Here is a 25,474-nt window from a genome sequence, read left to right as displayed (position 1 = left end):
CCGTCTCTGTCCACTACCCCCGAGGAGAACCCCATGAAACGCTTCCACGCCCATGTGCATGTCGATGACCTGGCCCAGAGCATCGCCTTCTATTCCAAGCTGTTTGCTGCCGCCCCCGCGCGGGTGGAGGCTGACTACGCCAAGTGGATGCTGGAGGACCCGCGCGTCAATTTCGCCATCTCCACGCGCGGCGACAAGCCAGGCCTGGACCACTTTGGCATGCAGACCGACGACGCTCAGGAGCTGGCCGAACTGAAGGCGCGCGCCGAGGCTGCCGACATGGCCTTGCTCGACAAGGGCAACACCACCTGCTGCTACGCCCGCAGCGAAAAGCACTGGGTGACCGACCCGCAGGGCATTGCCTGGGAGCACTTTCACACCCTGGGCGACATCCCCGTCTTCAACGAAGCCACACCGTCTTCATCAGCGGGCGCCTGCTGCGCGCCAGCGCCGGTGGCAGCCCCTGCACCTGCGGCCCCTCGGGCGGCGTGCTGCGGCCCGGCCACGGCCACAACCGCCAAAACCAGCTGCTGCTGAGAGCGCCGCATGACCGCCTTGAACGTTCTTTTTCTTTGCACCCACAACTCGGCCCGCAGCATCCTGTCCGAGGCCTTGCTCAACGACATGGCACCGGGCCGGTTCCACGCGTACTCGGCGGGCAGCAGCCCGCGCGACCACCAGCAACCCAACCCGCTGGGCCTGGAGGTGCTGCGTGCCGCGGGTATCTCGACCGAAGGCCTGCGCAGCAAAAGCTGGGACGAGTTTGCCGCCCCGGGCGCACCCGTGATGGACCTCATCATCACCGTCTGCGACAACGCGGCCGGCGAGGTCTGCCCCATCTGGCCCGGCCACCCCGCCACTGCGCACTGGGGCTACGCCGACCCGTCCGCAGGGGACGGCACGGACGATGAAAAGCGCGAGGCTTTCCGCAAGACCTTGCATGCCATCCACCAGCGGCTGGAGCTGCTCATCAACCTGCCTGCCGACAAGCTTGAAAAGACCCTGCTGCAGCACACCGCGCGCGAACTGTCGCGTGCCGCCGCCACGCCATGACGGTGCAGTGCAACCCGGCCGGAGCCGCCGTCCCGGCCCCCATGAGCGTGTTCGAGCGCTACCTCTCCGTGTGGGTGCTGTTGTGCATCGTGGTGGGCATTGCGCTGGGGCAGTTCTTGCCGTCAGTGTTTCAGGCGGTGGGCCGCATGGAGATCGCCAAGGTCAACTTGCCCGTGGGCCTGTTGATCTGGGTGATGGTCATCCCCATGCTGGTGAAGGTGGACTTCGGTGCGCTGGGCGAGGTGCGCAAGCACGCCCGGGGCATCGGCGTAACGCTGGTGGTGAACTGGCTGGTCAAGCCGTTTTCGATGGCGTTGCTGGGCTGGCTGTTCATCCGCCACTGGTTTGCGCCCTACCTGCCTGCGGACCAGCTGGACAGCTACATCGCAGGCCTCATCCTGCTGGCGGCCGCGCCCTGCACGGCCATGGTGTTCGTGTGGAGCCGCCTCACCGGCGGCGACCCGCTCTTCACGCTGTCGCAGGTGGCGCTGAACGACAGCATCATGGTGGTCGCGTTTGCACCGCTGGTGGCGTTCTTGCTGGGCATCTCGGCCATCACCGTGCCATGGGACACCTTGCTGACCTCGGTGGTGCTCTACATCGTGATCCCGGTGGTGCTGGCCCAGTGGCTGCGCCGGTCGCTGCTGGCCAAGGGGCAGGCGGTGTTCGACGCCGTCATGGCGCGCATGGGGCCCTGGTCCATCGCCGCATTGCTGGCCACGCTGGTGCTGCTGTTTGCGTTTCAGGGCCAGGCCATCCTGCAGCAGCCGCTGGTGATTGCGCTGCTGGCCGTGCCCATCCTGATCCAGGTGTTCTTCAACGCGGGGCTGGCCTACTGGCTCAACCGCGCGGTGGGCGAGAAGCACAGCGTGGCCTGCCCGTCGGCACTGATCGGTGCCTCCAACTTCTTCGAGCTGGCGGTGGCCGCCGCCATCAGCCTGTTCGGCTTTCACTCCGGCGCCGCGCTGGCCACCGTGGTGGGCGTGCTGATCGAGGTGCCGGTGATGCTGCTGGTGGTGCACCTCGTCAACCGCAGCAAGGGCTGGTACGAGCGGGCGTGAGCGGCGCGGCGCAGCCCGCCCGCGCGCTCAGCCCCTGGCCGTGAGCAGCGCCACCGCCTTGCGTGCCATTGGCGCTGCCAGCATCACCGCCGGGAAGGCGAACAGCCACCCGGTCAGCCATGCGCCCGCCCACAGGCTCACAAAGTCCTGCTGCGGCTGCAGTGCGCGAAAGGTGGAGATGCCCGACACCAGCAGCGACATCACGCCCGACAAGATCAGGCTGAACAGCACCGGGCCATAGCGGGCGGGAATCATGCCGCCACCTCTTCGCCAGTCTGGCGTGCGGCTGCACCTCCCACACCGCCCAGGCGTTGCAGCGTCTCGGCAAAGTGCTGGCCGAACATGCGGGCGGTCTTGGTGTCGCCGGGCACAAACGCATCGGCGGCCGCCCCATGGCCCGCCTGAGCCATCAGACCCGACCAGGAGCCGAGGCGGTTGGCCGCTTCGTCATACGGCACCCCGGCATGCTGCTCGGGCAGGATGGGGTTGCCCACCCACACCATGCCGTGCTGCATGGCGAACACCCACATCGACATCAGCGTGGACTGCTTGTCGCCCGCTGGCAGTGACGACACGGTAAAGCCCGCCGCCAGCTTGTTCTTGAGCTGCTGCGTCTTCCACAGGCGGCCCGTGGCATCCATGAAGGTCTTGAACGGCCAGGAGACCCCGCCCAGGTAGGTGGGCGAGCCGAGGATGACGCCGTCGTAGCGCAGCAGGCGGTCGGGCGCCTGCGCCAGGTCTTCGGCCCGGACCAGTTCAGCGAGGACGCCCGGTACGGCGCGGGCGCCGTCCAGCACGTGGTGGGCAATGTGCGCGGTGTGGCCGTGAGCGCTGTGATAAACGATGGCAATGTGTTGCATGGTGTGGTTTCCTTGAGTGTGATTTCGGGGGGGGGGGGAGAAGGCGCGGTACAGGTCAGCGTGAAATCAATGCGATGACCAGCGCGGAGAGATACAGGCCCAGGCCAAACACGGTGTGGTTGGCGAGGCTGCGCAGGCAGTTCTTGAGCGGGGTGGGCGTGCGCGATGCCGCAAAGCCCGAGCCCATGGCGGGCTGCATGACCAAGAGGGGCGCCGCCACGGTGCCTATGCCCACGGCCAGCGCGGGCAGCAGGGTGGGGCTGTGGACCCAGGCGGCGCCCTGCAGAGACAGCAGCACCCCCGCAAAGGCCACGCCCACGGCGTAGTGCGTGAGCCAGCCCCAGGCCAGCTCGCCGCGCACCGGAGCCGCCTTGGCGATGGCCGTGTGGGCGACTTGCCCGCGCAACAGGTGGCCCACCCAGCGGCCGATAAAAGCGAAGTTGAGCGTGGGCACGCCCAGCCTTTTGAGCAGCAACAGCCACACATCCATGACGGCGGTGGCGCCGATGCCCAGGAGCATGGCGAGGGGAATGTCTTGCAGTGAGAGAGTCATGAAAACACCTCGAAAAGTTGACGGAAGAAGGTTTTGAACGGAATATAGAAGTTCAAGTCAACTTGAGGTCAAGAGGTTTTTTCATGGACATTGCCGAAGTCGCCAAACGCTCCGGTCTGCGGGCGTCCACGCTGCGGTATTACGAGGAGAAGGGGCTGATCCAGTCGGTAGGGCAACCCGGCGAGCGCCGCCGGTTTGCGCCCGGCGTGATGGACCAGCTGGCGCTGATTGCGCTGGGGCAGTCGGCCGGGTTCTCGCTGGACGACATTCGGTCGATGTTTTTGCCCGGCGGCGAGCCCAACATTGACCGGCAGCTGCTATCAGCCAAGGCCGACGAGCTTGACACCATGGTCAAGCGCCTCAAGGCCATGAGCAACGGCCTGCGGCACGCGGCCGCCTGCCCGGCCGAGAGCCATGCGCAGTGCCCGTCCTTCCAGCGGCTGCTGAAAGCCGCCGCTGACGGAGCTCTGGAACGTCAGCAGCGGCGCAGCGCGCAGCCCGTGGTGGGCCTGCGCCGGCCGCGTGCCTGAGCGGCCCGAGGCGCCTCGGTTGATGGGGTGATTGAATAGCTATCTATTTGATAGCTGCTCAGGCATATTGCACTAGCGCTATCGGTCAAAAAGGCTTGAAGTGGAGCCGCCGGAAGCTTGCACAGCGGCGCGGGCCCTTCACCCGCCTTTGGGGGCGCCCAGCTTGCGGTACACCGTGGCGCGGCTGATGCCCAGCGCACGCGCGGCCTCGGCCACGTTGCCGCGCGCTTCCTGCACCGCGCGGCGGATCATTGCCACCTCGGCCTCGCGCAGCGGGGCGGGCGCGGATGCAATGCCTGGCACCGCTGCCGTGTGGGTGTCGCCCACGGTGCGGGCGTGTGCAGGCAACTGCGCCAGCGCGTGCAGCCGCAGGCCCGACCACAGCGGCAAATCCAGCGGCTCCCTGCGCTGCTGGCGGGCCGCGTCGAACAGCATGGTCCAGGGCATGGCCAGCAGGTCGCTGCAGTGGGTGCGGGTGCCGGGCAGGCCGGGCGCGCGCAGGGGTTGGGGCACCAGCTGGCGGGCCATGCTGTTGGCGCCCACCACGCAGCCGTCGGCGTCCAGTGTCAGCAAGCCGTCGCCTTCGCCGCCCAGCGGGCAGCCCGGCCAGTTCAGGCGCAGCAGCAGGGCGTGGGGCAGCTGCAGCAGCAGTGCGTCTTCCATGGCGCGGGCCGACCGGGCCACCAAGTGGCGCAGCTCGGGCCGCTCGGGCACATCCACACCCGTCAGGTCCAGCATGCCCATGCAGCGGCCCTGGGGGTCGAACAGCGGGGCCCCGGCGCAGCTGTAGCTGGCGTTGTCGTCAAAGAAATGCTCGCCCCGGTGCAGCCACACGGGCTGCAGCTCTTCCAGCGCGGCGCCGATGGCAGTGGTGCCCACGGCGGCTTCCGACAGGTCAATGCCCACGCGGCCAATGGCGCTGGCGCGCGGGTCGCTCCGGTCGCAATGGCCCTGCACATCGACCACGATGCCGCGTGCATCGGTCAGCATGGCGAAGTACCGCATGCCCGCAATGGCCTGGGTCAGCTGCTCCAACACCGGCCGGGCCGCGCGCAGCAGGTGGTGGTTCTGCTCCTGGCTGTGGCGCAGCGCCGTGGCGCTGACGGCGTCAAACGCCACGCGCCGCGTGGGCTCCAGACCCCGCGCCAGGCAGCGCTGCCAGGACCGTGCAATCCACGGCTCCACCTCGGCGCGCACGGGCGCTGCACCGTCGGACAGCAGGCTCTGGCGCGCCTGCGCAATCAGCGCGTGGCGGTCAGCAGCGGGGTGGGGCGCGGAGATCAGCATGGTGAACAGGCTCCTGGAGGTCCGCATGATGCGGTAGTCCACTGAATCCGGGAAATCGGGGGTGCGTGAGGGTCTGGCAAGGCCGCAATCTAGGCGCCGGGCGCAGCCGTGTTGTACACCCGGCGAGCACGGCAACAACGAGTGCGGCCTTGTCAGACCCTCACCCTGCGGGCCAGGGCTGCGGCGGGTACCCGGCGGCGTTGCCTGACTTGCCAAGGCAGCCAGCCTTGGCAGCGCCAGGCGCCTTGCCGTGCATCCCGCCGCAGCCCTGGCGCACCCCCGATTTCCCGGATTCAGTGGACTAGTGTGCATTGCAGCATGTTTCATTTTGAGAATATCCAGCCAGGGGCCCCGGAAATCTAGGGTTGTCCCTAGGGATGGGGCGTGGGGCGCGGCAGAAGATGCGCGAGCGATGAGCGTGACTCTGATCCCCTCCGCGAGGTCGTGAGCGCGCTCCTATCCAGCCAGAACCACTCCAGGAGACAGCCAGATGCAAGTCCAGTTCACGGTCAACGGGCGCGCTGCCAGTGTTGACGTCCCTCCCAATACCCTGCTTGTCCATGCGCTGCGAGAGCACCTGATGCTCACCGGCACCCATGTGGGTTGCGACACCAGCCAGTGCGGGGCGTGCACGGTGCATGTGAACGGCAGGGCCGTCAAATCCTGCGCCATGCTGGCGGTGCAGGCGCAGGGAGCGGAGGTGACTACCATCGAAGGCATGGCGGCTGCTGACGGCACCATGCATCCCATGCAGGCGGCGTTCAAGGAGTGCCATGGCCTGCAGTGCGGCTTCTGCACGCCCGGCATGGTGATGAGTGCGGTGGATCTGTGCAAGAACCATCCCAACGCCAGCGAAGGCGAGATCCGCGAACTGCTCGAAGGCAACATCTGCCGCTGCACCGGCTACCAGAACATCGTGCGCGCAGTGCAGGTCGGCCAGAAGGCCATGGCCGGCGCCTGAGCGCGCCGGCCGTCCCCACGCCAGAACAATCCAAGGAGACAAGACCATGGGTGCATCCGACTTTTCCAAGCTGCCGCACATCGGCGAATCGCTCAAGCGCAAGGAAGACTACCGCTTCCTGACCGGTGCAGGCCAGTACACCGACGACGTGGTGCTGGCTGCGCAGAGTCACGCGGTGTTCGTGCGCTCGCCGCACGCCCACGCCAAGATCAACAGCATCAACATCGACGCCGCCAAAGCCGCGCCCGGTGTGCTGGGCGTGTTCACCGGCGCCGATGTGGCCGCCGACAACATCAACGGCCTGCCCTGCGGCTGGCTCATCACCAGCACTGACGGCCAGCCCATGAAGGAGCCGCCACACCCCATCCTGGCGCAGGGCAAGGTGCGCTATGTGGGCGACCACGTGGCCATGGTGGTGGCGCTGACCCAGCAGCAGGCACGCGATGCGGCCGAGCTGGTGGAGGTGGACTACGACGTGCTGCCAGCCGTGGTGAATGTGGCCGACGCCGCGTCGGGCGCCGTGACCGGTGCGGCGCTGCACGACATCGCGCCTGACAACCACTGCTTCAAGTGGGCCATCGGCGACAAGGGCGCCGTGGACGCCGCATTTGCCAACGCTGCGCATGTCACCCAGCTCGACCTGATCAACAACCGCCTGATCCCCAACGCCATGGAGCCCCGTGCGGCCATCGGTAGCTACAACCGGGCGAGCGACGAATACACGCTGTACGTCAGCAACCAGAACCCGCACGTCGAGCGCCTGCTGATGACGGCCTTTGTGATGGGCCTGCCCGAGCACAAGGTGCGCGTGATTGCGCCCGATGTGGGTGGCGGCTTTGGCTCCAAGATCTATCTGTACGCCGAAGACGTGTGCCTGACCTGGGCGTCCAAAAAGCTCAACCGCAACATCAAGTGGGTGGCCGACCGCAGTGAGGCGTTCTTGAGCGACGCCCACGGCCGCGACCACGTGAGCCACGCCGAGATGGCGTTGGACAAGGACGGCAAGTTCCTGGCGCTGCGTGTGCACACCCACGCCAACCTGGGCGCCTACCTCAGCACCTTTGCCAGCGCGGTGCCCACCATCCTGTACGCCACGTTGCTGGCCGGTCAGTACAGCACGCCGCAGGTGTATGTGGAGGTGGACTCGTGGTTCACCAACACCGCACCGGTGGACGCCTACCGGGGCGCAGGCCGCCCTGAGGCCACCTACCTGCTGGAGCGCCTGGTCACCCGCTGCGCGTGGGAGATGGGACTGCCGCAGGACGAGATCCGCCGCCGCAACTTCATCAAGGCCTTCCCGTACCAGACGCCGGTGGCGCTGCAGTACGACACCGGCGACTTCCAGGCCTGCATGGATGGGGCGAACAAGCTGGCCGACGTGGCCGGGTTTGAGCAGCGCAAGGCCGCCAGCGCGGCCAAGGGGCTGCTGCGGGGCATTGGGTATTCGTCGTACATCGAGGCCTGCGGCATCGCGCCGTCCAACATCGCCGGCGCCCTGGGCGCACGCGCAGGACTGTTCGAATGCGGCGAGGTCCGTGTGCACCCCACCGGCAGCGTGACGGTGTTCACCGGCTCGCACAGCCACGGTCAGGGGCATGAGACCACCTTTGCGCAGGTGGTGGCCGCGCGCCTGGGCATCCCGGTGGAGAACGTGGACATCGTGCACGGCGATACGGGCCGCGTGCCGTTCGGCATGGGCACGTATGGCTCACGCTCCATCAGCGTGGGCGGCGCGGCCATCATGAAGGCGCTGGACAAGATCGAGGCCAAGGCCAAAAAGATTGCTGCGCACCTGATGGAAGCGAGCGATGCCGACATCGACTTTGCGAATGGCGAATTCACGGTGCGTGGCACCGACAAGAAGATCCCGTTCGGCCAGGTGTCGCTGGCCGCTTATGTGCCGCACAACTACCCGCTGGACGTGCTGGAGCCGGGCCTGAACGAAACCGCGTTCTACGACCCGACCAACTTCACCTTCCCGGCAGGCACTTACATCTGCGAGGTCGAGGTGGACCCCGCCACCGGCCACACACGGGTGGACAAGTTCACGGCGGTGGACGACTTCGGCACCATCATCAACCCCATGATCGTGGAAGGGCAGGTGCATGGCGGACTGGTGCAGGGCATTGGCCAGGCGCTGCTGGAGAACTGCGTGTACGACCGCGAAACGGGCCAGCTGCTCACCGGCAGTTTCATGGACTACGCCATGCCACGTGCCGATGACTTCCCCGAGTTCAAACTGGGCCATGTGTGCACGCCCTGCACCCACAACCCGCTGGGCACCAAGGGCTGCGGCGAGGCCGGGGCCATTGGCTCGCCACCGGCGGTGATCAACGCCGTGCTGGATGCGCTGCGACACCTGGGTGTGAAGGACTTCGACATGCCCGCGTCGCCGCACCGCGTCTGGGAAGCGATTCAACACGCCAAGGCATAAGGAGATCCACCATGTACGCATTCACTTTTGAAGCGCCTTCCTCCACCGCCGCTGCCGCGCAGCTCATCGACCAGGGCGGCAAACTGCTCGCGGGCGGGCAAAGCCTGCTGCCGTCCATGCGGCTGCGCCTGGCCAACCCTGAAAAGATCGTGGACCTGAACAGCATTGCCGAACTGGCGGGCATCCGCCGCGAGGGCAACGCGCTGGTCATCGGCGCCATGACGCGCCATGCCGACGTGGCAGCCAGTGCGGATGTGAAATCCGCCATCCCTGCGCTGGCCGACCTGGCCGCCCACATTGGCGACCGCCAGGTGCGTGCACGCGGCACGCTGGGCGGCTCGGTGGCCAACAACGACCCTGCCGCCTGCTACCCCAGTGCGGTGCTGGGCCTGGGCGCCACGGTCATCACCAACCGCCGCGAGATCAAGGCCGACGATTTCTTTGTGGGCATGTACACCACGGCGCTGGATGAGGGCGAGATCATCACCGCCATCCGCTTCCCGATCCCGAAACGCGCTGCGTACATGAAGTTCAAGCAGGCGGCTTCGCGCTTCTCGCTGGTGGGGGTGTTTGTGGCGCAGACCGACAGCGGCGTGCGCGTGGCCGTGACCGGTGCGGCCAGCAGCGTCTTCCGCCATGCGGGGCTGGAGGCGGCGCTCAACCAGAGCTTCACGCCGCAGTCGGCTGCCAGCGTGAAGATCGACGCGAGCGATCTGAACGCCGACATCCACGCCAGCGCTGCCTACCGCGCCAACCTCATCAGCGTGCAAACGCAGCGCGCTGTGCAGCAGATGCTGGGATGACGTGAAGGTAACCCCGCCACCGTGGTACGGCACCCGGTGGCGGTTTTTTGAGTGAAATTGGCTGCAAGCGCTCGAAAAAGATGCGCTGGAAGCTATGAATTGGATAGCAATGAACTCGTTGAACGCCGCGCCGGTTCCGGCTTCCATCGACGCCCTGGTGCAGGCCCTGCAAAGCGTGGGCTATTTTGCCGACCGTCGCCTGGCCACGGCGGTGTTTCTGGCGCTCAAGCTGCAGCGGCCTTTGCTGCTGGAGGGCGAGCCTGGCGTGGGCAAGACGGCGCTGGCCAAAGCCCTCTCGGAAGTGCTGTCGCGCAGCCTCATTCGCCTGCAGTGTTACGACGGCCTGGAGCAGCGCGAGGCACTGTACGAATGGAACTATGCGGCCCAGCTCCTGCACATGCGGGCAGCTGAAATGTTGACCCCCACGCTCCGCACTGACGTGTCGTCGCTGCCCCCCGAGGGGGCGCTCGCCGCCTTGGAGCGGCCCGGCGGCGGCTCGGTAGCGCCCATGGCCACTGCCGCGCGCGATATCGAAGCAGAGGTCTACCAAGACCGCTACCTCATCCGCCGCCCCTTGCTGCAGGCGCTGCAGGCACCAGCGCCAGGCGCCGTGCTGCTGATCGACGAGGTGGATCGCGCAGACGAGCCCTTTGAGGCCTTCCTGCTCGAATACCTGGGCGAATACCAGGTCAGCATCCCGGAGATCGGCACAGTGCGCGCCACGGCCACGCCGGTCACGCTGCTCACCAGCAACCGCACGCGCGATCTGCACGACGCCGTCAAGCGCCGCTGCCTGTACCACTGGCTGGACTACCCCGAGCGCGCGCGCGAGCTGGCCATCGTCCGCGCGCAGGTGCCCGGTGCCAGCGAGGCGCTGGCCGTGCAGGTGGCAGAGTTCGTGGGGCGGCTGCGCAGCCAGCCGTTTGCCAACGCCTTCCAGCGCGCGCCGGGCATTGCCGAGAGCGTGGAATGGGCCAAGGCGCTGGTGGCGCTCGACACCATCGTGGTGGACCCCGAGGTGGTGTCCGATACCGCAGGCATCCTGTTCAAGCAGCGCGAGGATGTGGCTGCGCTTACCCGCGACATGGCGGTGCAGTTGCTGCAACCCGCCGATGCCGATGCATGAGAACCGGCCGATGGCCGAGGGCGCGATGTTCTCCCAACTCGGCGATGCCCGCACCGGCAAGCTGGCCGACAACCTGAGCGGCTTTGGCCGCACGCTGCGCCGCGCTGGCGTGCGGGTGGATGCGGCCCGCATGGCGCTGGCCCAACAGGCGGTGATGCTGGTGGGTCTGCAGCGCGAGGACTTCGGTGCTGCGCTGGAGGCCGTGCTGGTCAGCCGCGAGCAAGACCGCATGGTGTTCCGCGAGCTGTTCGATGCCTACTTTCGCAATCCCAACGTCGCACAAAAGCTGCTGGCGCAGATGCTGCCCAGCGCAGAATCCAAGGCCGAGCCCGTCAAACGCCGCCCGCGCGTGAGCGAGGCACTGGCGCCCGTGCGTGCCGCGCGCAACGCACCGCCCGCACGCGAAGAAGACAAGATCGAATTCGATGCCGCCATGACGGCCAGTGACTTGCAGCGCCTGCGGCAGGCGGACTTCAACCAGCTCTCGGCCAGCGAATACATCCTGGTGGAGCGCCTGGCACGCGACGTGCCCTTGCCTTTGCCGCGCTTTGCGGCCCGCCGCACCCGGCCGGGTGTGCGCGGCAGCCGCCCGCACTGGCCCGGCGCCATGCACCATGCGGCGCGCAGTGGGGGCGAGGTGCTGCACATCCCCTTGCTGCAGCGCCGCCAGCAACCGCTGCCGCTGCTGGTGCTGGTGGACGTGTCGGGCTCGATGGAGCGCTACGCGCGTTTGCTGCTGGCCTTCTTGCATGCCGCCACCGCGCCGCGCCACACCGGCGCTGCCGTGCGCCGGGACATGTTTGCGTTTGGCACTGGCTTGACCGACCTCACGCCCGCCTTCCGCCTCGCCGACACCGACGCCATGCTGGAGACGGCCAGCCATGCCATCACCGACTTTGCGGGCGGCACCCGCATGGGCGACAGCCTGGGCCAGTTGCGCCTGCAGCATGCGCGGCGCCTGGTGGGGCGCCGCACGCTGGTGCTGTTGATCAGCGATGGGCTGGACACGGGCGCCCCCGAGGTGCTGGAACGCGAGCTGGCCTGGCTGCGCCGCCACTGTGGCCGCCTGCTGTGGCTCAACCCCTTGCTGCGCTACGAGGGATATGCCCCCACGGCGCGCGGTGCGTCGGCCCTGCACCGCCAGGCCCACGGCATGGTGGCCGTGCACAACCTGAGCCACCTGAAGGACCTGGCCGCCAGCCTGGCAAGCGTGCTGCGGCAATGAGGGCGCGGCCCCGTACCGCATCGAGCCCAGCCATGCAGCGGACCGATTGAATTCCCACAACATCCACACCCATTGAAGACCGAGAGGACCCACCATGGAAATGCAAGCCAGCCGAACCCTTGCCGTCAGTCAGCAACAGGCCTGGGAGGCGCTCAACGACCCTGAGGTGCTCAAGCTGTGCATTCCCGGCTGCGACAAGGTCGAGCCCACGGCCGAGAACCAGTATTCGGTGGCCATGGCGCTCAAGATCGGGCCCGTGTCGGCCAAGTTCGCCGGCAAGATCACGCTGTCCGACATCGTGCCGCCCGAAAGCTACAACATCGCCTTTGACGGCTCCGGCGGTGTGGCGGGCTTTGGCAAGGGCAATGCCCAGGTCAAGTTGGTGCCGTTGCCCGCCGATGCGTCGGGGCAGGCCAGCTGCGAGCTGCATTACACCGTGCATGCCTCGGTGGGCGGCAAGATCGCGCAGCTGGGCCAGCGCCTCATCGACGGCGCCGCCAAGAGCATGGCCGAAGACTTCTTCAAGCGGTTTGACGACGAGATGCAGCGCCGCTTTCCGCGCGCAGAAGCCCCCCCGGCAGATGCAGCAGCCAGTGCCGATGCCATCACCCAGCCTGGCACAGTGGATGGGGGCAGTGCCACCCACGGTGCGGGTATCCCTGCGTGGGTGTGGGGTGTTGGCGTGGCGGCCCTCGTACTTCTGGCCTGGTGGTTCAATCGGGGCTGAGTGCTATGGGTACCGGAAGGAAGTGAGTCATGGAAAATTTGGACGTCGTCGTGCTGCGCACGCTGCAGGGCTGGCGTGCCGCAGGGCGCCGTGCGCTGCTGGCCACGGTGGTGCGCACCTGGGGTTCGTCGCCCCGGCCGGTGGGCTCGATCATGGCGCTGTGCGAAGACGGTGCTGTGGTCGGGTCGGTGTCGGGCGGATGCATTGAGGACGACCTGATCGACCGCCACACCCGCGCCTATGCCCAGGCGGGCGCTGCGGCAGACGGTGCCGAGCACCGCATCCCCAGCGGGCCGCCATCGTTTGTCAAATACGGCATCAGCGCCGACGAGGCCCACCGCTTTGGCCTGCCCTGTGGCGGCACGCTGGAGCTGCTGCTGGAATACGACCCTGATCCCGCGCTGCTGGCCGATTTGATTGCCCAGCTGGCCGCTGGGCGCCTGGTGCAGCGCACCGTGCGCCTGTCCGATGGCGCCGTGACCCTGGCGCCTGCGCAGGCACCCGAGGATCTGAAGGTGGATGCACAGCAGCTCACCAACACCTTCGGGCCCGAGTACCGCATGCTGCTGATCGGGGCGGGGCAGCTTACCGAGTACCTGGCCACCATGGCCTTGTTCAACGGCTTTGCCGTGACGGTGTGCGACCCGCGCGAGGAGTATCGGGGCAGCTGGAGCGTTCCGGGTGCCACCGTGGTGAGCGACATGCCCGACGATGTGGTGCTGGCCTTCAAGCCCGACCGCCGCACCTGCGTGGTGGCCCTCACGCACGACCCCAAGCTGGACGACCTGGCGCTGCTGGAGGCTTTGAGCACCGAGGCGTTCTACGTGGGCGGCATCGGCTCGCGCCGCAACAACGAGGCGCGGCGTGCCCGCATGATCGAGCACTTTGACCAGACCGAAGCCAGCCTGCAACGCCTGCGTGGGCCCATTGGCATCTACATCGGCAGCAAGACGCCGCCCGAAATCGCGGTGAGCGTGATGGCCGAGATCCTGGCCGTCAAGAACGGCGTGACCCTGCCGCGCGACATGGAAGTGGCCCAGGCCAAGAACGACCGCGAGCAGGCGCACAACGACCCCGGCGCCCTGGTATGCGGAGTGCGATAGCCACGCAGGCAGGTCAGTGCCGGGCTTTGGGTTCCTGCGCCTGCGCCTGCAGTTGCCGCTGCACGTGCCTGAGCAGCCCTTCGCACGCGTCTTCCACCAGGTCCAGCACCTCCTCAAACCCCTGGCTGCCGCCGTAGTACGGGTCAGGCACCACCGGGCTGTCGAACTGCAGGCAGAACTCCGTCATGCGCCGCAGCTTGTGCGCGTGTGCGGGCGGGCACAGGTCCTGCGCCAGGGCCAGGTTGTCCCAGTCCATGGCCAGGATCAGGTCGTAGCGGGCAAAGTCTGCATCAATGATTTGCCGGGCCCGCAGGTCCGACAGGTCATAACCGCGCTGCGCCGCGTGGCGCTGGGTGCGGGTGTCGGGCGGCTCGCCGGGGTGGTAGTTGTGCGTGCCGGCCGAGTCCACCACCACACTGTGCGCCAGGCCGCTGTGGATGATCTTGTGGCGGAACACGCCGTGGGCTGTGGGGCTACGGCAGATGTTGCCCATGCACACGAAGAGAATCGCGTAGCGAGACATGGTGGTGACGTGCGTTCAGGCCTCGATCACCACCGGGCCGCCCTTGGCGATGCCCCGTTGGTAGGCCGGGCGTGCGTGCATGCGTTCCAGGTAGGCCTGCAGGTGCGGGCAGCGGCTTGCGTCGTTGGCGCGGGACATCAGCGCCTCCACCGCAAAGCTCATCTGAAAGTCCGCCATGGTCAGGTGCTCCCCCGCAAACCAGCGGTGGGTGCCCAGGTGCGCTTCAATGAACGCCAGCGCCGTGTCCACGTTGGGATCGATGAGCTTTTGCTGCACCGTGCCGCAAAGGGCGCGTGCAATGGGCTTCACGAAGAACGGCATGGGCTGCGTGGGGATGGTCTTGAACACCAGCTTCATCACCAGCCAGTTCATCAGCGAGCCCTCGGCATAGTGCATCCAGAAGCGGCACTGGCGGTGTTCGGCGGTGCGGGGTGCTGGCTGCAGGTGGGCCAGGTCGCCCCGGGTCTGCTCGCCATAGGTGTCCACCAGGTATTCGATGATGGCGCCCGACTCGGCAATCACTTCGTCGCCATCGGTGATGACTGGCGACTTGCCCAGGGGGTGAATGGCCTTGAGCGCAGGCGGGGCCAGCTTGGTGGCCTTGTCGCGTGGGTAGATCTTGAGCTCGTAGGGCACACCCAGCTCTTCCAGCAGCCAGAGAATGCGTTGCGAGCGCGAGGTTTCGAGGTGGTGCAGGGTGATCATGGTCGCCATCTTATTGAAGAGTGAGCCGAATGCACCCTGGTGCAGCCCTTGTTTTGCGGTTGCTGTCTGGTTCAGGCCGCACGGCGGCGCTGCTGGCCGATGGAGCGTTGCATCCATTGCACATACAGATCCACCGAAATCAGCACGGCCATGGCAAATGCGCAGGCGGCCACGATGGGGCCGAGGCCCAGCGAGCTGACCAGCCCGACGCCCTGCACGGTGGCAAAACGGTTGGGGGTGGTGCAGACGAACTCGGCCGCGCCCATGCCGGTGTAGTGCATGGCGCACACGGCGGTGGCCATGAGCAGGGCGGCCCCCACGCGGCTGCCCATGCGACGGGTGTTGAAGGCCAGCCACAGGGCGGCCGTGCCTGCTGCCACCGCAATCAGCACCGACAGCGCCACGGTGCGCAGGTCCCAGTGGATGTAGCCGCCAATCTTCATGCCGTACATGCCAAGGTAGTGCATGCCCGCCACACCCAGGCCCAGCAGCAGCCCTGCGCCCAGAATCCGTGCCAGCTCCCGGGGGGCCTTGGACACCACAATGAGTGCAGCCGAGGTGCAGACCACGGCCGCCAGCAGAGACACCGCGCTTTCAACGATGCCGTAGCTGCTGGCCACATCCAGCCGCAGCGCCACCATGCCCACAAAGTGCATGGACCACACCCCGATGCCGCCCAGCGCCACACCGGCCGTCAACGTGGCTGCGCGGTTGAGCGAGCCGTCCTTGTGGCGGATGCGGCGCGTGACCATCAGCGCGATCAGTGAACCAATGAATGCCAGGGCAAACGAGATGGCGACAAGGTGGGGGCGGTATTCAGAAACGACGACGGAGTCCATGGAGAGCAGCCTGAGATGGGGGTGGAGGAGAGTTTCACACCGCATTCGAGGCGATTGAAACCAATTGTTTCTATATTAGACCAATTGGTTATTTTTTGCTCTGAATGGTTATGTTTCAGAAATAAGAGCCCACCCCGGCTTGTTCATGGGTCTTCACATTCGCCTTCCGGAGAAGGCGATGGGGTGGGTCAATCGCCCGCCATCGGGGTTCTCAAGGCAAGGGTGTTCAGCCAGCCGCGCTGCTGGCGTTGGGTCAGAGCTGCAGCAGGAAAGCGCGCAGCATGCGCCAATGTTCCTGGCATGCCTCTGCGGCAGACTGGGCGGCTGCGTTTTCCAGCTGGCGGGCGCGCACGCTCTGGGTCGGGTGGCCCAGGGTGAGCAGCACGGTGGCCAGGCTGTGTGCCAGGCGCCGCAGCGCCGGCCAGTCTTGCGCTGCGCAGGCCGCGTCACCTTGTCGCACGTCGGTAGGGAACTGCTGCAGGCAACTGGCGCGGTAGGCCTTGAACAGAAACTCGTCGCCCGCAAAGTGGGTGGCAATGGCCTTAGCCTCATCGTCGGCGGCTTCATCGGCAGGCGTGGCTGTTGTGGCTGGCGCATTGGCAGGGGTATCCGCCACCAGCGCCAGCGCATCGGTTACACAGGCCTCCAGTTCTGCCACCGATGCAGGTTTGGACAGCATGCGCCACACCTTCATGGCCTGGAGTTGCTCGCGCACTGGCGGCGTCAGGCCCGCGCTGAATACCGCCACCGGAATTCGGCGTTCGTGCACAGGCTCCTGCAGCAGCCGCTGTACCAGGTCAATGCCGGACTCTCCCGGCAGCATGAGGTCCGTGATGATGAGTTCCACACCCCCTGCATGCAGCGCCTGCATGGCGTCAGGCACGTTGGCGCAGGTCACCAGCTCAATGGGAAGTTCCTCCAGCGCCATCTGCACAAAGCGTGCGATGGAGCTGTCGTCTTCCACGAGCAGGACCTTGGGCGCGCTCATGCGGGTACCTGGGCCTGTGGAATGCACGCGGCCAGAGCGCTGGGTAACTCGGCCACCAGCCGGGGCTTGTGGATCACCTTCACACCCTGCAAGGCAAATGCATAAGGCTCGCGCTGTTGCTCGTCGAGCGAGGTGACCACGATGAGGTGGCTGCGCGCAAATTGAGGGTGCGAGCGCAGCGTGGTGATCAGGGTGGCGCCGTCGATGCCCGGCAGCAGGATGTCCACGATCAGCACCTCGGGCTGTATCTGCCCATACAGCGCAAGGCCGGTGATGCCATCGTTTGCCACCTGCAGCTGCACTCCTGGCAGGTGCTGCTGCACGATGAGGCCCACGAGGTTCTGGAAATGGATGGAGTCCTCGATCAGCAGAATTTGTGGTGCACGCCCTTTGGCTGGTCCCACGGGTGCGGCCAGGGGCGGGCGGGCGGCGACCGGAGTGCCGACGGCGGATGCCTGGGCAGCGCCACCGGCGCCATGGGCGGTCATCCAGCGTTCCACCGATGCACGCGAGATGCGGCGGTGCCCGCCAGGGGTCTTCCAGGCCTCAAGTTCGTTGCGGTCCACCATCAGCTGGACCGACCGCACGGCCATGCCCAGCATCTTGGCGACTTCCAGCGTGGTGTAGTGGTCGGCCATGGCGTGCTCCGCGAGGGAATTGTCAGATTGCATAGATCGCGCATTTTCTCCTAATTTTTATTTTTACTCGACTTGCATTTGATAAAAATGATTGATATGATTCAATCAATGGCAAGAAATCACGTTAAAACGTGTTTTTTTGTATTCCAAGCCGATTCCCCGCCCCACAAAGGCTACCGCCATGAAAAAGATCCTGATCGTCGAAGACCACATCGATATCCGCAAACTGCTCAAGATGACGCTGGAGTTTGATGACTTTGAGATCCACGAAGCCGCTACGGGCGATGCGGGCTGGGTGCTGGCGTGCGAGTTGCAGCCCGACATCGTGCTGCTGGATGTGATGATGCCGGGCACCCTGAACGGCCTGGACGTCTGCCGCCGCATCAAATCCGACCCGGGCATGCGCCACACCAAGGTGATCATGTTGACGGCCCGGGTGCAGTCGGACGACAGGGCAGCAGGCTTCGCGGCGGGGGCCGACGACTACCTGATGAAGCCCTTCAGCACCCTGCAGGTGCTGGAAACCATCTACCGCATGGAGGCAGCGCATTGACCTCGCTGCCATTGCTGGAGCCTGCGTCTCAGGTGCCGCCAGACACGCGCTGCTTTGACGAGGCCGCGGCGGCGCAGATGGAGCGGTTTGTGCGCGATTTCGGACGCATGTACCGAGAGCGCAACGAAGCCCTGCGCGAGGTCACCCGCGCGCACCATGCCGCACTGTTGCACCTGTCGGCTGCGGCCGACCTCAAGGACGACGACACCGGCGTGCACATCGTGCGCATCGGCTACCTGGCCGAGGCCCTGGCCCTGGCTCTGGGGCAGACGGTGGGCTACGCACGCATGCTGCGCAAGGCCGCGCCCATGCACGATATCGGCAAGATCGGCACCCCTGATAGCGTACTCAAGAAGCGTGGCAAGCTCATCCCAGAGGAGCGTCAGACCATGAACTGCCACGCTGCGATGGGTGCCGAGATCCTGGGGCGTTCAAACATTCCGGTGTTTCGCATGGCGGCCGAGGTGGCGCTCACGCACCACGAGCGCTACGACGGCCAGGGCTACCCGGCGGGCCTGTCGGGCGAGGCGATTCCTTTGTCGGGCCGCATCACCGCCGTGGTGGATTTTTTTGACGCGCTGACCATGGACCGGGTGTACCGCCCCGCCTTTGCGGTGCCGGTGGCGCTCGAGATGCTGGCGGCCGAGCGCGGCCGTGCTTTCGACCCGATGATCGTGGACACATTTTTGGCGCATGCTGAAGCCATCGATGCGCTGCGGTGCAAGATCACGCAGGAATGTCCGTCTTTTGATGCACTGATCGACGCGCCCTGATCCCCTTTTTTCTGACCGCTCAGCGGCAGGCCACTGCGGGCACGGTGGTGTTATTGATCCAAGGATTCTCAATGATGATGACGATGATGCAGTGGCTGAAACCGTGGGCTTTGACCGTCACCCGCGTGGCGCTGGCCGTGTGTGCGACCAGCGCGCTGGCGGGGCCTGTGGCCGAGCGGGTCCAGAGCCAGTCGGTGTTGCGTGTGTGTGTCTGGCCGGACTACTACGGCGTGACCTACAGACACCCGCGCACGCAGCAACTCGGGGGTATCGACATCGACCTGTCTGCCGAGCTGGCGCGCGACCTCAAGGCCAGGGTCGAATATGTGGACTCTTCTTTTCCCACCCTCATTGACGACCTGAACCAGGACCGTTGCGATGTGGCCATGTTTGCCATTGGCATGCTGCCCCAGCGGATGGAAAAGCTGGCTTTTACCCAGCCCTACATGCGCAGCGACATTTACGGCATCACCACAAAATCCAACACGGTCATCAAGCAGTGGGGCGACATTGACAAGCCGGGTGTGTTGGTGGGAGTGCAGGCAGGCACTTTCATGGAACCCATCATGGCCCAGCGCCTCAAGCAGGCCACGCTGGTGCGCATCCAGCTGCCCGCTACCCGCGAGCGCGAACTGACGGCCGGGCGCATTGACGTGTTCATGACCGACTACCCCTACAGCCGGCGCCTGATGGACAACGCCGACTGGGCCCGGCTCATCGAGTCTCCCGAACCATTTTCGGTGCTGCCCTATGGCTATGCAGTCAAGCGCGGCGATGCCGCCTGGCTGGCCACGGTGGATGCCTTTGTGGCGCGCATCAAGGCCGACGGCCGCCTGCAGCGCGCGGCCTCTCAAAATGGCCTGAACGCCATCGTGGTGCGCTGATATGGCCGACCTCCAGGCGCTTCCCTCGGTCTGGACCAGGCTGCGCGCGTGGGTGTTGCAGACCAGCCATCTGGTCCTCATCACCGGAGGGCTGTCGGCATTGGCGGCACTGGTGGCCGTCGGAGCGTTGGCCGTGAACGACTTTCGCACGGTGCGTACCAGCCACCAGAACCATGCCGCCATGCTGGCGCGGGTGCTGGAGGATCAGGCCACGCGCACCATGCAGACGGCCGAACTGGCGCTGGAGTCGCTGGCCACATCGCCAGCCCTCACGACGGTGGCCTCGGAACCCCGGCGTATGCAAGATGCCCTGGGCCAGGCGCTGGCGGCGCTGTCATTTCTTCGGGGGTTGGCCGTGGTGGATGCCGGTGGGCGAGTGGTCGCCAGCACCCAGCCCGGCGATGCCGAGAGTTTTGTGGACCTGGCCAAGCTCGGCCCCCTGGTGGCCATGGGGCGGACGGTTCAGGGCGGCCTCACACCGGGCCGCAGCCTGCAAAGTGTGCGGCTGGGAGGCGCCGCGGCGGCGGCTCCTGCGGGTGTCGCTTTTATCCCTGTGATGCACGGCTACAAGAACGAAGCCGGGCAGGCGCTGGTGCTGGTGGCTTTGGTCAATCCCGATTCGCTGTCCAACTTTCAGCACCTGACGCTGGAGTCCGAGGTTTTTGACTCGGTGGTGACCTCGTACAACGGCCAGGTGTTGGCCACTTCGGGGGCCGCAGCTGCTCTGGCTGGTGCGCGGGTGAACAACATCCCCGTCTTCAGCCAGTTCCTGCCCCGGCAAGAGCACGCCACCTACCTGGGCGTGGGTGTGCTGGGTGAGCGGCAGATCGTCAGTTTTCGGGCCTCGGCCGCGATGCCGCTGGTGGTGGTGGTCGAGACCTCGTACCGGGCAGCCGTGCAAAGCTGGCTGGCGGATGCCCGCGCGCTGATCGGTATTGGCCTGGCCCTGGTGGCCCTGGTGCTGGGCCTGACCTTTGCAGTGTGGCGTGGCCTGCGCACCCGCGAGCGGGCGCGGCTGGCGATTGATGCTGCACAGGCCCGCATTGCCCGCAACGAGCGGGATCTGTCGGTGCTGATGCGCAGCGTGCAAGAGCTGATTTTCCGCACCGATGCGCAGGGCGTGATCACCTATGTGAATGCCCATTGGACTGTGATGACGGGCACGGCGCCTGACCGTGCCATCGGCAAACGCCTGCACGACCTGGTCGAGCCACAAAGCCGCAATGATGTGGTCCGGGCCATCGACCCCCGGTCGCCGGATGGAGTGCGGGCATGCCAGGTGGTGTCCCGCTCTGCCGAGGGTAAGGAAATGATGTTCCAGGTGGCGGTGGTGCCTCTGGTGGCTTCTGGACGTGTGATCGGTTTTGCAGGCAGTGCGGTGGATGAAACCGAGCGCTGGATGGCCCAGCAGCAGCTGCAGGCGCAGATCGCTTTCCAGGACCTGCTGCTAGAGACCAATCCGCTGCCCATCTCTGTGACCGACGCACAGGACCGTTTCGTGCGCGTCAACAAGGCCTGGGAGGAATACAAGGGCCGTACGCGTTCCACCGTGCTGGGCAAGGCCGTTGCCGAGTGCCTGCCACCGGACGAGGTCAAGGTGCATGAGTCGGCGAACAGGCAGCTGTTGCGCTGGGGTGGGCGCGCCCTGGTCGAGACCCAGGTACGCCATGGCGACGGATCGCGCCGCGACACGCGCCTGGCCAAGGCAGCCATTGCCGATGAGCATGGACAGGTCAGTGGTGTGCTCACCATCCTGATGGATGTGAGCGAGTTCCGAGAGGCCGAGCGCGCCACCCGGGAGGCGCGTGACGCGGCCGAAGAGGCATCCCGCACCAAGTCGGAGTTTGTGGCCAACATGAGCCACGAGCTGCGCACGCCGCTGCAGTCCATTCTGGGCTTTGCCGAACTGGGCATGCTGCGTGGTCGCGCGCAGCCCAAGCTGGCGGGCATGTTTGAAGACATCCATTCCGCTGGCCAGCGCATGCTCACGCTGGTGAACGACCTGCTGGAAGTGTCCAAGCTGGAAAGCACGGTGGGAACGTTCCACATGGAGCGCATCGACCTGCGCGGCGTAGTGCGTCCGGTGATCCGCGAGCTGGAGCCTTTGCTGGAACGCAGCCACCTGATGATGGATTTGCGCATGCCTGACCTTCCGCTGGTGGCCAAGGCCGACCCGTTGCGGTTTCAGCAGGTGATCCGCAACGTGGTGGCCAACGCCATCAAGTTTTCGCCGCCTGGCAGCACGATCACCCTGGAGGGCTATGCGGACCCGCAAGGCCAGACGCATCTGGTGGTACGGGATGAGGGCCCGGGCATCCCTCCTTCAGAGCTGCAAAGCATTTTTGAGGCCTTTGTGCAGTCCAGCAAAACCAAGGATGGATCTGGGGGCACGGGCCTGGGCCTTGCCATCTGCCGCAAGATCGTCGAGGCCATGGGCGGGCGTATCTTTGCCGAGAACGTTCCGGCCAGCGGTGCAGCGTTTCACATCATCCTGCCCGCCAGAGGCCATGTGGAAACCGTGCCGGCCCCGTTGCAATAAACGGCTGTATCGCCCACAAAAAAAGCCCTCTGACGAGGGCTTTTTTTGGGTGCTGGCGGGGCGCCGCGGCGCCCCCGGAGGGCTGATCAGCCGCCCTTGCGCGAGCGCTTGCCAGGGTTCTTCTTGCTGCGCGTGGCGACACCACGCTCCAGGCTCACGCGCTGGCCACGGCCAGGGGTGTTCAGCGTCACGCCGGGCATTGGCTTGGGTTGGGGGGTGCGCTTGCGGTCTGCTTCGGTGACGATCTTGTTGCCCATGGTAGGTCTCTGAGAAAGTGGAGAAAAGGGGCATATTAGGCCACAGCCGCAATCAGGGGTGGCCAACAGGCCTTTCTGCCGCCCCCGCCAGAGGCGACAGGCGGAAGGTCAAACTCCCGATTGCGCGACGAAACGCGCCCCGTACGACGTCCCCTGGTCGGTGGACAGCGCCTCGGCGCAGTGGTGCGGTAGCACCCACCCCTGGGCAGGGTCCTCCACCGCGCGGGTGTGGATGGTGGGGGGCTGTGCCCGCACTCCGCCAAAGATGGTGGCAAACGCCACGTCGGCGGCATCTCGGCCGGTGCCAAACCGCAGCAGCCCCATGGGGATGGCCGTGCCCGAAGGGTCGAACAGATACCAGCGGTCGCCCAGATACACCTCCACGTAGGCATGAAAGTCCGGCGGGCCCAGCGCTGGGTCGGCGCCGTAGTCGGTGCCCGTGGTGAAGCGGGCCGGAATGTTCACGGCGCGGCACAGTGCAATCATCAGGTGGGCGAAATCCCGGCACACTCCGACCTGTTCCACCAGCGTGTCGACGGCCGAAGTGTTGGAGTTGGAGGTGTTGGACGTGAACGCCACATGCCGGTTCACCCAGTCACGGATAGCCTGCACGCGGCTGTGGCCCTGCCACAAGGCGCCGAACTCGTTCAGGGCCAGCCGCAGCAGGCGGTCAGACTGGCAATATCGGCTGGGGTAGATGTAGCCCATCACATGCGGCGGCAGGTGCCGCACAGGCACCTCGGCCAGTTGGGTGGGGTCGGCACGGTAGTGGCGTATGTCCACCGTAGCGCTGTAGGTCAGCTCCAGCATGCCGGGCTCGCCATGCAGCCGGAGATAGCGGTTACCCGTCGCAGGGTCTGCGTGGATTTGGTGGGGAATGTCCTGGCTGAGCACCAGGCGCTCGTTGTGGACGATCTGGTGGGGTGTTTGCGCGGCGTGGATGTTGAACACGAAATCGGCGCCGTAGCTGTCGATCTCATATCGCAGGTCAATCTGCAGGTCCATGCGAACACCACGCTGGCTGCCTGGGATTGCCTGCGCCAGGGGCGCGCCGGCATTCGCGGGCCATCGCGCAGGCTCGTTGGACGCGGTGGTAAGGCGGGGGGCGCTGGAGAGGAAGGCCATAGCAGCTCTCAGCGACGGGGCCTGCAGGCTGCGGGTTCACCCTGTGTGTGGGACGGTGTCATCGGCGGCTCCTGGGTGTGCGCCGCGCCGGGGTATCTGGCAGGGCTGGGAATCTTCAGGATACGCCCCAGGGCATCGCCAGCGTGTAGTCCGATGGCCCGTGCACCACGGTGCGCGGGAGCGCGATCTCCCGCCAGCGTCAGCAGACGCTGGTCAGGTTGATCCGGTGACCGAGAGCCTCGCCAGCACCTGCACGTCGCCACCTCGGGGGGCTCGCAAGATCAGCGCATCGCCCGAGCTGGTGCTGTCGCGTGCCAGATCGGACTGCACAAACATGTGGCTGAACCACACCTCAAACCGGCCATTGCGCGCAGACGCTGCGGCCAGCGCCTGGCGCAGTTCGCGCAGGTGGCTCTCCCCCGTGGTCTCGGAGTAGCCCCTGGGCGAACCCAGAGCCGTCCACACCTGTGGTGCACCGAAAGCCAGGGTGGCACTGTCGATGCAGCGGCACCAGGGGCTTGACAGCACCTTCTCCGGACGCAGTTGCCGCGCCTGGAACCACTCGCCAATGCGCCGGGCCTGGGTCCGGCCTTCATCGTTCAGGTTGCGCTGGGTGCCGCAGTCGCCCAGGCGGAAACCCGGGGGATCGAAGGTGCCGGGGGCCAGCGCGTGGCGAAACAACGCCACCACTCCGCCCTGGCCCAGCAAGGCCTCGGCACCCGCTTCCTGGGCCGCCCAGGTCTGCAGGGCTGTGAGGGCCAGTCCGCTACCTAATGCGTCCGCCGCGCCCCTGCCCAGCAAGGTGCGCCGTGTGACGCGCGTACCTTCCGTCGCAGCCTGATCCCCGGCTACTTCGGCATCAGGCAGCTGGCTGGAAGGCATAGCCATTGCCCGCTGCTGCTACGCGGCCAAACGCAGGGAAGGGGAAATGGAAGCCGCCCAGCATGGCATTGCTGGTGGTGATGCGCTGGAACACCTCGCGGCGGACCTTGCGCGCAGCCTCTGCGTCCATGTCAAAGGTCACGGCCCAGTCGGGGTTGCGCGCGAACAATGCGGGCACGTTGGTCAGGTCCGCCACATAGAAGAAGTTCTGGCCTGCCGACTTCAATTCGAACAGCGTGTGGCCCGGCGTATGGCCGTAGGCGGCCACCGACTGGATGCCTGGCGCAACCTCGGTGCCCGCTTCAAACCGCACCAGCGTATCGGCTGGCATGGTGGCAAAGGTGCGGCGCACATTGTCAAACGCACCCTTCATGCCGGCGGGGGCGGCGGCCATGCGCGCGTCGTCCATCCAGAAGGCATGTTCGGCTGCAGGCACCATCACCTTGGCCTTCGGGAACACCAGCTCACCCGCCTTGTTGCGGATTCCATTGATATGGTCGCCGTGGTAGTGGCTGACGAGCACGGTATCGATGTCGGAGGCCTGCATGCCCGCAGCGCGCAGACTGTCCAGCAGTTTGCCGGTGGTGGCACCACCAAACTCGCCCAGGCCGGTATCGATCAGGATCTTCCGCACGCCCGCCACCACCAGGAAGGGGGTGTATGGCACATCGATGTAGTCGGTGGGCAGGCCTTGCGATGCGAGCAGCGCACGCACTTCGGCCAGCGGTGCGTTCTTCACAAATTCTTCCCCCAAAGGGCGGCGAGTGATGCCATCGTTCAGTGCGATCACCTCCACGTCCCCCACCTTCATGCGACGGAAACCAGGGCTGGGCAAGGTGGGCGTGCCGAAATTGGGTGCGTTCTGCGCCCACACGGGCACGAACGAGCCCGCAGCGTAAACGGTGGTGGCCAGGCTTGCGCCCAGGAAGTGACGGCGTGACAGCATGAAACTCTCCAGTCTCGGGTTGAACTAATGAGTCGCAACTGTAGCGCTGGACCTCAGGAAAGCGTGGGCTGGCGCACTAACCTGTTTGCAACGTGGGGC

At 66.2% G+C, this 25,474-nt stretch carries 28 protein-coding genes; 15 read left to right on the top strand and 13 right to left on the bottom strand.

Going from position 1 to position 25,474, the window contains the following annotated elements; genetic code table 11:
* Positions 1-33: 33 nt before the first annotated feature.
* The 3 genes from C8C95_RS03685 to arsB are packed head-to-tail and all read left to right on the top strand — an operon-like array spanning position 34 to position 2,114.
* Positions 34-537, top strand: coding sequence for an ArsI/CadI family heavy metal resistance metalloenzyme (locus tag C8C95_RS03685; protein WP_116747694.1), 504 nt, complete (start codon positions 34-36; stop codon positions 535-537).
* A 9-nt stretch (positions 538-546) separates the two neighbouring features.
* Complete coding sequence (locus tag C8C95_RS03680; protein ID WP_116747693.1) at positions 547-1,053, top strand: arsenate reductase ArsC; 507 nt, start codon at positions 547-549, stop codon at positions 1,051-1,053.
* Positions 1,050-2,114 (top strand): ACR3 family arsenite efflux transporter, encoded by a 1,065-nt coding sequence (arsB, locus tag C8C95_RS03675; RefSeq protein ID WP_116747692.1) that lies wholly within the window; start codon positions 1,050-1,052, stop codon positions 2,112-2,114. Before C8C95_RS03680 ends, arsB begins: the two co-directional genes overlap by 4 nt.
* A 27-nt stretch (positions 2,115-2,141) precedes the next feature.
* Here arsB and C8C95_RS03670 read toward each other — a convergent pair whose 3' ends face one another.
* From C8C95_RS03670 to C8C95_RS03660, 3 genes are read right to left on the bottom strand one after another with little or no spacing between them, the layout of a single operon-like run.
* Positions 2,142-2,369, bottom strand: a complete 228-nt coding sequence (locus C8C95_RS03670; RefSeq protein WP_116747691.1) for a DUF2798 domain-containing protein — start codon at positions 2,367-2,369, stop codon at positions 2,142-2,144.
* A complete protein-coding gene (locus tag C8C95_RS03665; RefSeq protein ID WP_116747690.1) occupies positions 2,366-2,974 on the bottom strand; it encodes a flavodoxin family protein in 609 nt (202 codons plus the stop codon). Before C8C95_RS03665 ends, C8C95_RS03670 begins: the two co-directional genes overlap by 4 nt.
* A gap of 55 nt (positions 2,975-3,029) precedes the next feature.
* Positions 3,030-3,527, bottom strand: a complete 498-nt coding sequence (locus C8C95_RS03660) for a DUF2938 domain-containing protein (protein ID WP_243415622.1) — start codon at positions 3,525-3,527, stop codon at positions 3,030-3,032.
* 83 nt (positions 3,528-3,610) lie between these two features.
* On the opposite strand from C8C95_RS03660, the gene C8C95_RS03655 reads away from it, so the two are divergent.
* Positions 3,611-4,057 carry a helix-turn-helix domain-containing protein gene (locus C8C95_RS03655; protein WP_110959976.1) on the top strand — a complete coding sequence of 149 codons (447 nt, stop codon included), beginning with the start codon at positions 3,611-3,613 and terminating at the stop codon, positions 4,055-4,057.
* 138 nt (positions 4,058-4,195) lie between these two features.
* Here C8C95_RS03655 and C8C95_RS03650 read toward each other — a convergent pair whose 3' ends face one another.
* Positions 4,196-5,344, bottom strand: coding sequence for a helix-turn-helix domain-containing protein (locus C8C95_RS03650; protein WP_116750124.1), 1,149 nt, complete (start codon positions 5,342-5,344; stop codon positions 4,196-4,198).
* A gap of 490 nt (positions 5,345-5,834) precedes the next feature.
* Between C8C95_RS03650 and C8C95_RS03645 the strand changes: the two genes are divergently transcribed.
* The 7 genes from C8C95_RS03645 to C8C95_RS03615 all read left to right on the top strand — a co-directional run bounded on the left by C8C95_RS03645 (position 5,835) and on the right by C8C95_RS03615 (position 13,723).
* On the top strand, positions 5,835-6,305 hold the full coding sequence (locus C8C95_RS03645) for a (2Fe-2S)-binding protein (RefSeq protein ID WP_116747689.1): 471 nt from the start codon (positions 5,835-5,837) through the stop codon (positions 6,303-6,305).
* A 46-nt stretch (positions 6,306-6,351) separates the two neighbouring features.
* On the top strand, positions 6,352-8,739 hold the full coding sequence (locus C8C95_RS03640) for a xanthine dehydrogenase family protein molybdopterin-binding subunit (RefSeq protein WP_116747688.1): 2,388 nt from the start codon (positions 6,352-6,354) through the stop codon (positions 8,737-8,739).
* An 11-nt stretch (positions 8,740-8,750) separates the two neighbouring features.
* Positions 8,751-9,542 carry a xanthine dehydrogenase family protein subunit M gene (locus tag C8C95_RS03635; RefSeq protein ID WP_116747687.1) on the top strand — a complete coding sequence of 264 codons (792 nt, stop codon included), beginning with the start codon at positions 8,751-8,753 and terminating at the stop codon, positions 9,540-9,542.
* A gap of 109 nt (positions 9,543-9,651) precedes the next feature.
* Positions 9,652-10,668, top strand: coding sequence for a MoxR family ATPase (locus C8C95_RS03630; RefSeq protein ID WP_116747686.1), 1,017 nt, complete (start codon positions 9,652-9,654; stop codon positions 10,666-10,668).
* A 10-nt stretch (positions 10,669-10,678) separates the two neighbouring features.
* Positions 10,679-11,893, top strand: a complete 1,215-nt coding sequence (locus C8C95_RS03625; RefSeq protein ID WP_116747685.1) for a VWA domain-containing protein — start codon at positions 10,679-10,681, stop codon at positions 11,891-11,893.
* A gap of 94 nt (positions 11,894-11,987) precedes the next feature.
* The gene (locus C8C95_RS03620; protein WP_116747684.1) at positions 11,988-12,620 is read left to right on the top strand and encodes a carbon monoxide dehydrogenase subunit G; all 633 of its coding nucleotides are present in this window, start codon (positions 11,988-11,990) and stop codon (positions 12,618-12,620) included.
* Positions 12,621-12,649: 29 nt separating this feature from the next.
* Entirely contained in the window at positions 12,650-13,723 is a 1,074-nt protein-coding gene (locus C8C95_RS03615; RefSeq protein ID WP_116747683.1) for an XdhC family protein, read from the top strand.
* A gap of 13 nt (positions 13,724-13,736) precedes the next feature.
* Here C8C95_RS03615 and C8C95_RS03610 read toward each other — a convergent pair whose 3' ends face one another.
* The 5 genes from C8C95_RS03610 to C8C95_RS03590 all read right to left on the bottom strand — a co-directional run bounded on the left by C8C95_RS03610 (position 13,737) and on the right by C8C95_RS03590 (position 17,449).
* Entirely contained in the window at positions 13,737-14,246 is a 510-nt protein-coding gene (locus C8C95_RS03610) for a low molecular weight protein-tyrosine-phosphatase (RefSeq protein ID WP_116747682.1), read from the bottom strand.
* Between the two features lie 15 nt (positions 14,247-14,261).
* On the bottom strand, positions 14,262-14,951 hold the full coding sequence (locus C8C95_RS03605; protein ID WP_207780567.1) for a glutathione S-transferase: 690 nt from the start codon (positions 14,949-14,951) through the stop codon (positions 14,262-14,264).
* A gap of 71 nt (positions 14,952-15,022) precedes the next feature.
* On the bottom strand, positions 15,023-15,790 hold the full coding sequence (locus C8C95_RS03600; RefSeq protein ID WP_116747680.1) for an MHYT domain-containing protein: 768 nt from the start codon (positions 15,788-15,790) through the stop codon (positions 15,023-15,025).
* 253 nt (positions 15,791-16,043) lie between these two features.
* Entirely contained in the window at positions 16,044-16,778 is a 735-nt protein-coding gene (locus C8C95_RS03595) for a response regulator (RefSeq protein ID WP_116747679.1), read from the bottom strand.
* On the bottom strand, positions 16,775-17,449 hold the full coding sequence (locus C8C95_RS03590) for an excisionase family DNA-binding protein (RefSeq protein ID WP_207780566.1): 675 nt from the start codon (positions 17,447-17,449) through the stop codon (positions 16,775-16,777). Before C8C95_RS03590 ends, C8C95_RS03595 begins: the two co-directional genes overlap by 4 nt.
* A gap of 148 nt (positions 17,450-17,597) precedes the next feature.
* Between C8C95_RS03590 and C8C95_RS03585 the strand changes: the two genes are divergently transcribed.
* The 4 genes from C8C95_RS03585 to C8C95_RS03570 all read left to right on the top strand — a co-directional run bounded on the left by C8C95_RS03585 (position 17,598) and on the right by C8C95_RS03570 (position 22,165).
* Positions 17,598-17,969 carry a response regulator gene (locus C8C95_RS03585; RefSeq protein ID WP_116747678.1) on the top strand — a complete coding sequence of 124 codons (372 nt, stop codon included), beginning with the start codon at positions 17,598-17,600 and terminating at the stop codon, positions 17,967-17,969.
* A gap of 77 nt (positions 17,970-18,046) precedes the next feature.
* Complete coding sequence (locus C8C95_RS03580) at positions 18,047-18,742, top strand: HD domain-containing phosphohydrolase (RefSeq protein WP_243415765.1); 696 nt, start codon at positions 18,047-18,049, stop codon at positions 18,740-18,742.
* A gap of 71 nt (positions 18,743-18,813) precedes the next feature.
* The gene (locus tag C8C95_RS03575) at positions 18,814-19,626 is read left to right on the top strand and encodes an ABC transporter substrate-binding protein (RefSeq protein WP_116747677.1); all 813 of its coding nucleotides are present in this window, start codon (positions 18,814-18,816) and stop codon (positions 19,624-19,626) included.
* 1 nt (position 19,627) lies between these two features.
* Positions 19,628-22,165 (top strand): PAS domain S-box protein, encoded by a 2,538-nt coding sequence (locus tag C8C95_RS03570; protein WP_116747676.1) that lies wholly within the window; start codon positions 19,628-19,630, stop codon positions 22,163-22,165.
* 86 nt (positions 22,166-22,251) lie between these two features.
* Here the strand turns inward: C8C95_RS03570 and C8C95_RS23640 are convergent, their stop codons facing one another.
* From C8C95_RS23640 to C8C95_RS03555, 4 genes are all read right to left on the bottom strand, one after another.
* Complete coding sequence (locus C8C95_RS23640) at positions 22,252-22,422, bottom strand: hypothetical protein (protein ID WP_008902830.1); 171 nt, start codon at positions 22,420-22,422, stop codon at positions 22,252-22,254.
* Positions 22,423-22,530: 108 nt separating this feature from the next.
* Entirely contained in the window at positions 22,531-23,427 is an 897-nt protein-coding gene (locus C8C95_RS03565) for a transglutaminase family protein (RefSeq protein ID WP_116750121.1), read from the bottom strand.
* Positions 23,428-23,760: 333 nt separating this feature from the next.
* Complete coding sequence (locus C8C95_RS03560; protein WP_243415621.1) at positions 23,761-24,435, bottom strand: histidine phosphatase family protein; 675 nt, start codon at positions 24,433-24,435, stop codon at positions 23,761-23,763.
* The gene (locus C8C95_RS03555) at positions 24,407-25,375 is read right to left on the bottom strand and encodes an MBL fold metallo-hydrolase (protein WP_116747674.1); all 969 of its coding nucleotides are present in this window, start codon (positions 25,373-25,375) and stop codon (positions 24,407-24,409) included. Before C8C95_RS03555 ends, C8C95_RS03560 begins: the two co-directional genes overlap by 29 nt.
* Between the last annotated feature and the right edge of the window lie 99 nt (positions 25,376-25,474).

The organism is Acidovorax sp. 99 (genome assembly GCF_003096455.1).
Classification (GTDB): domain Bacteria; phylum Pseudomonadota; class Gammaproteobacteria; order Burkholderiales; family Burkholderiaceae_C; genus Acidovorax; species Acidovorax delafieldii.
The sequence above is the reverse complement of the archived record's forward strand: the minus strand, read 5'-3'. Positions and strand labels throughout refer to the sequence as shown.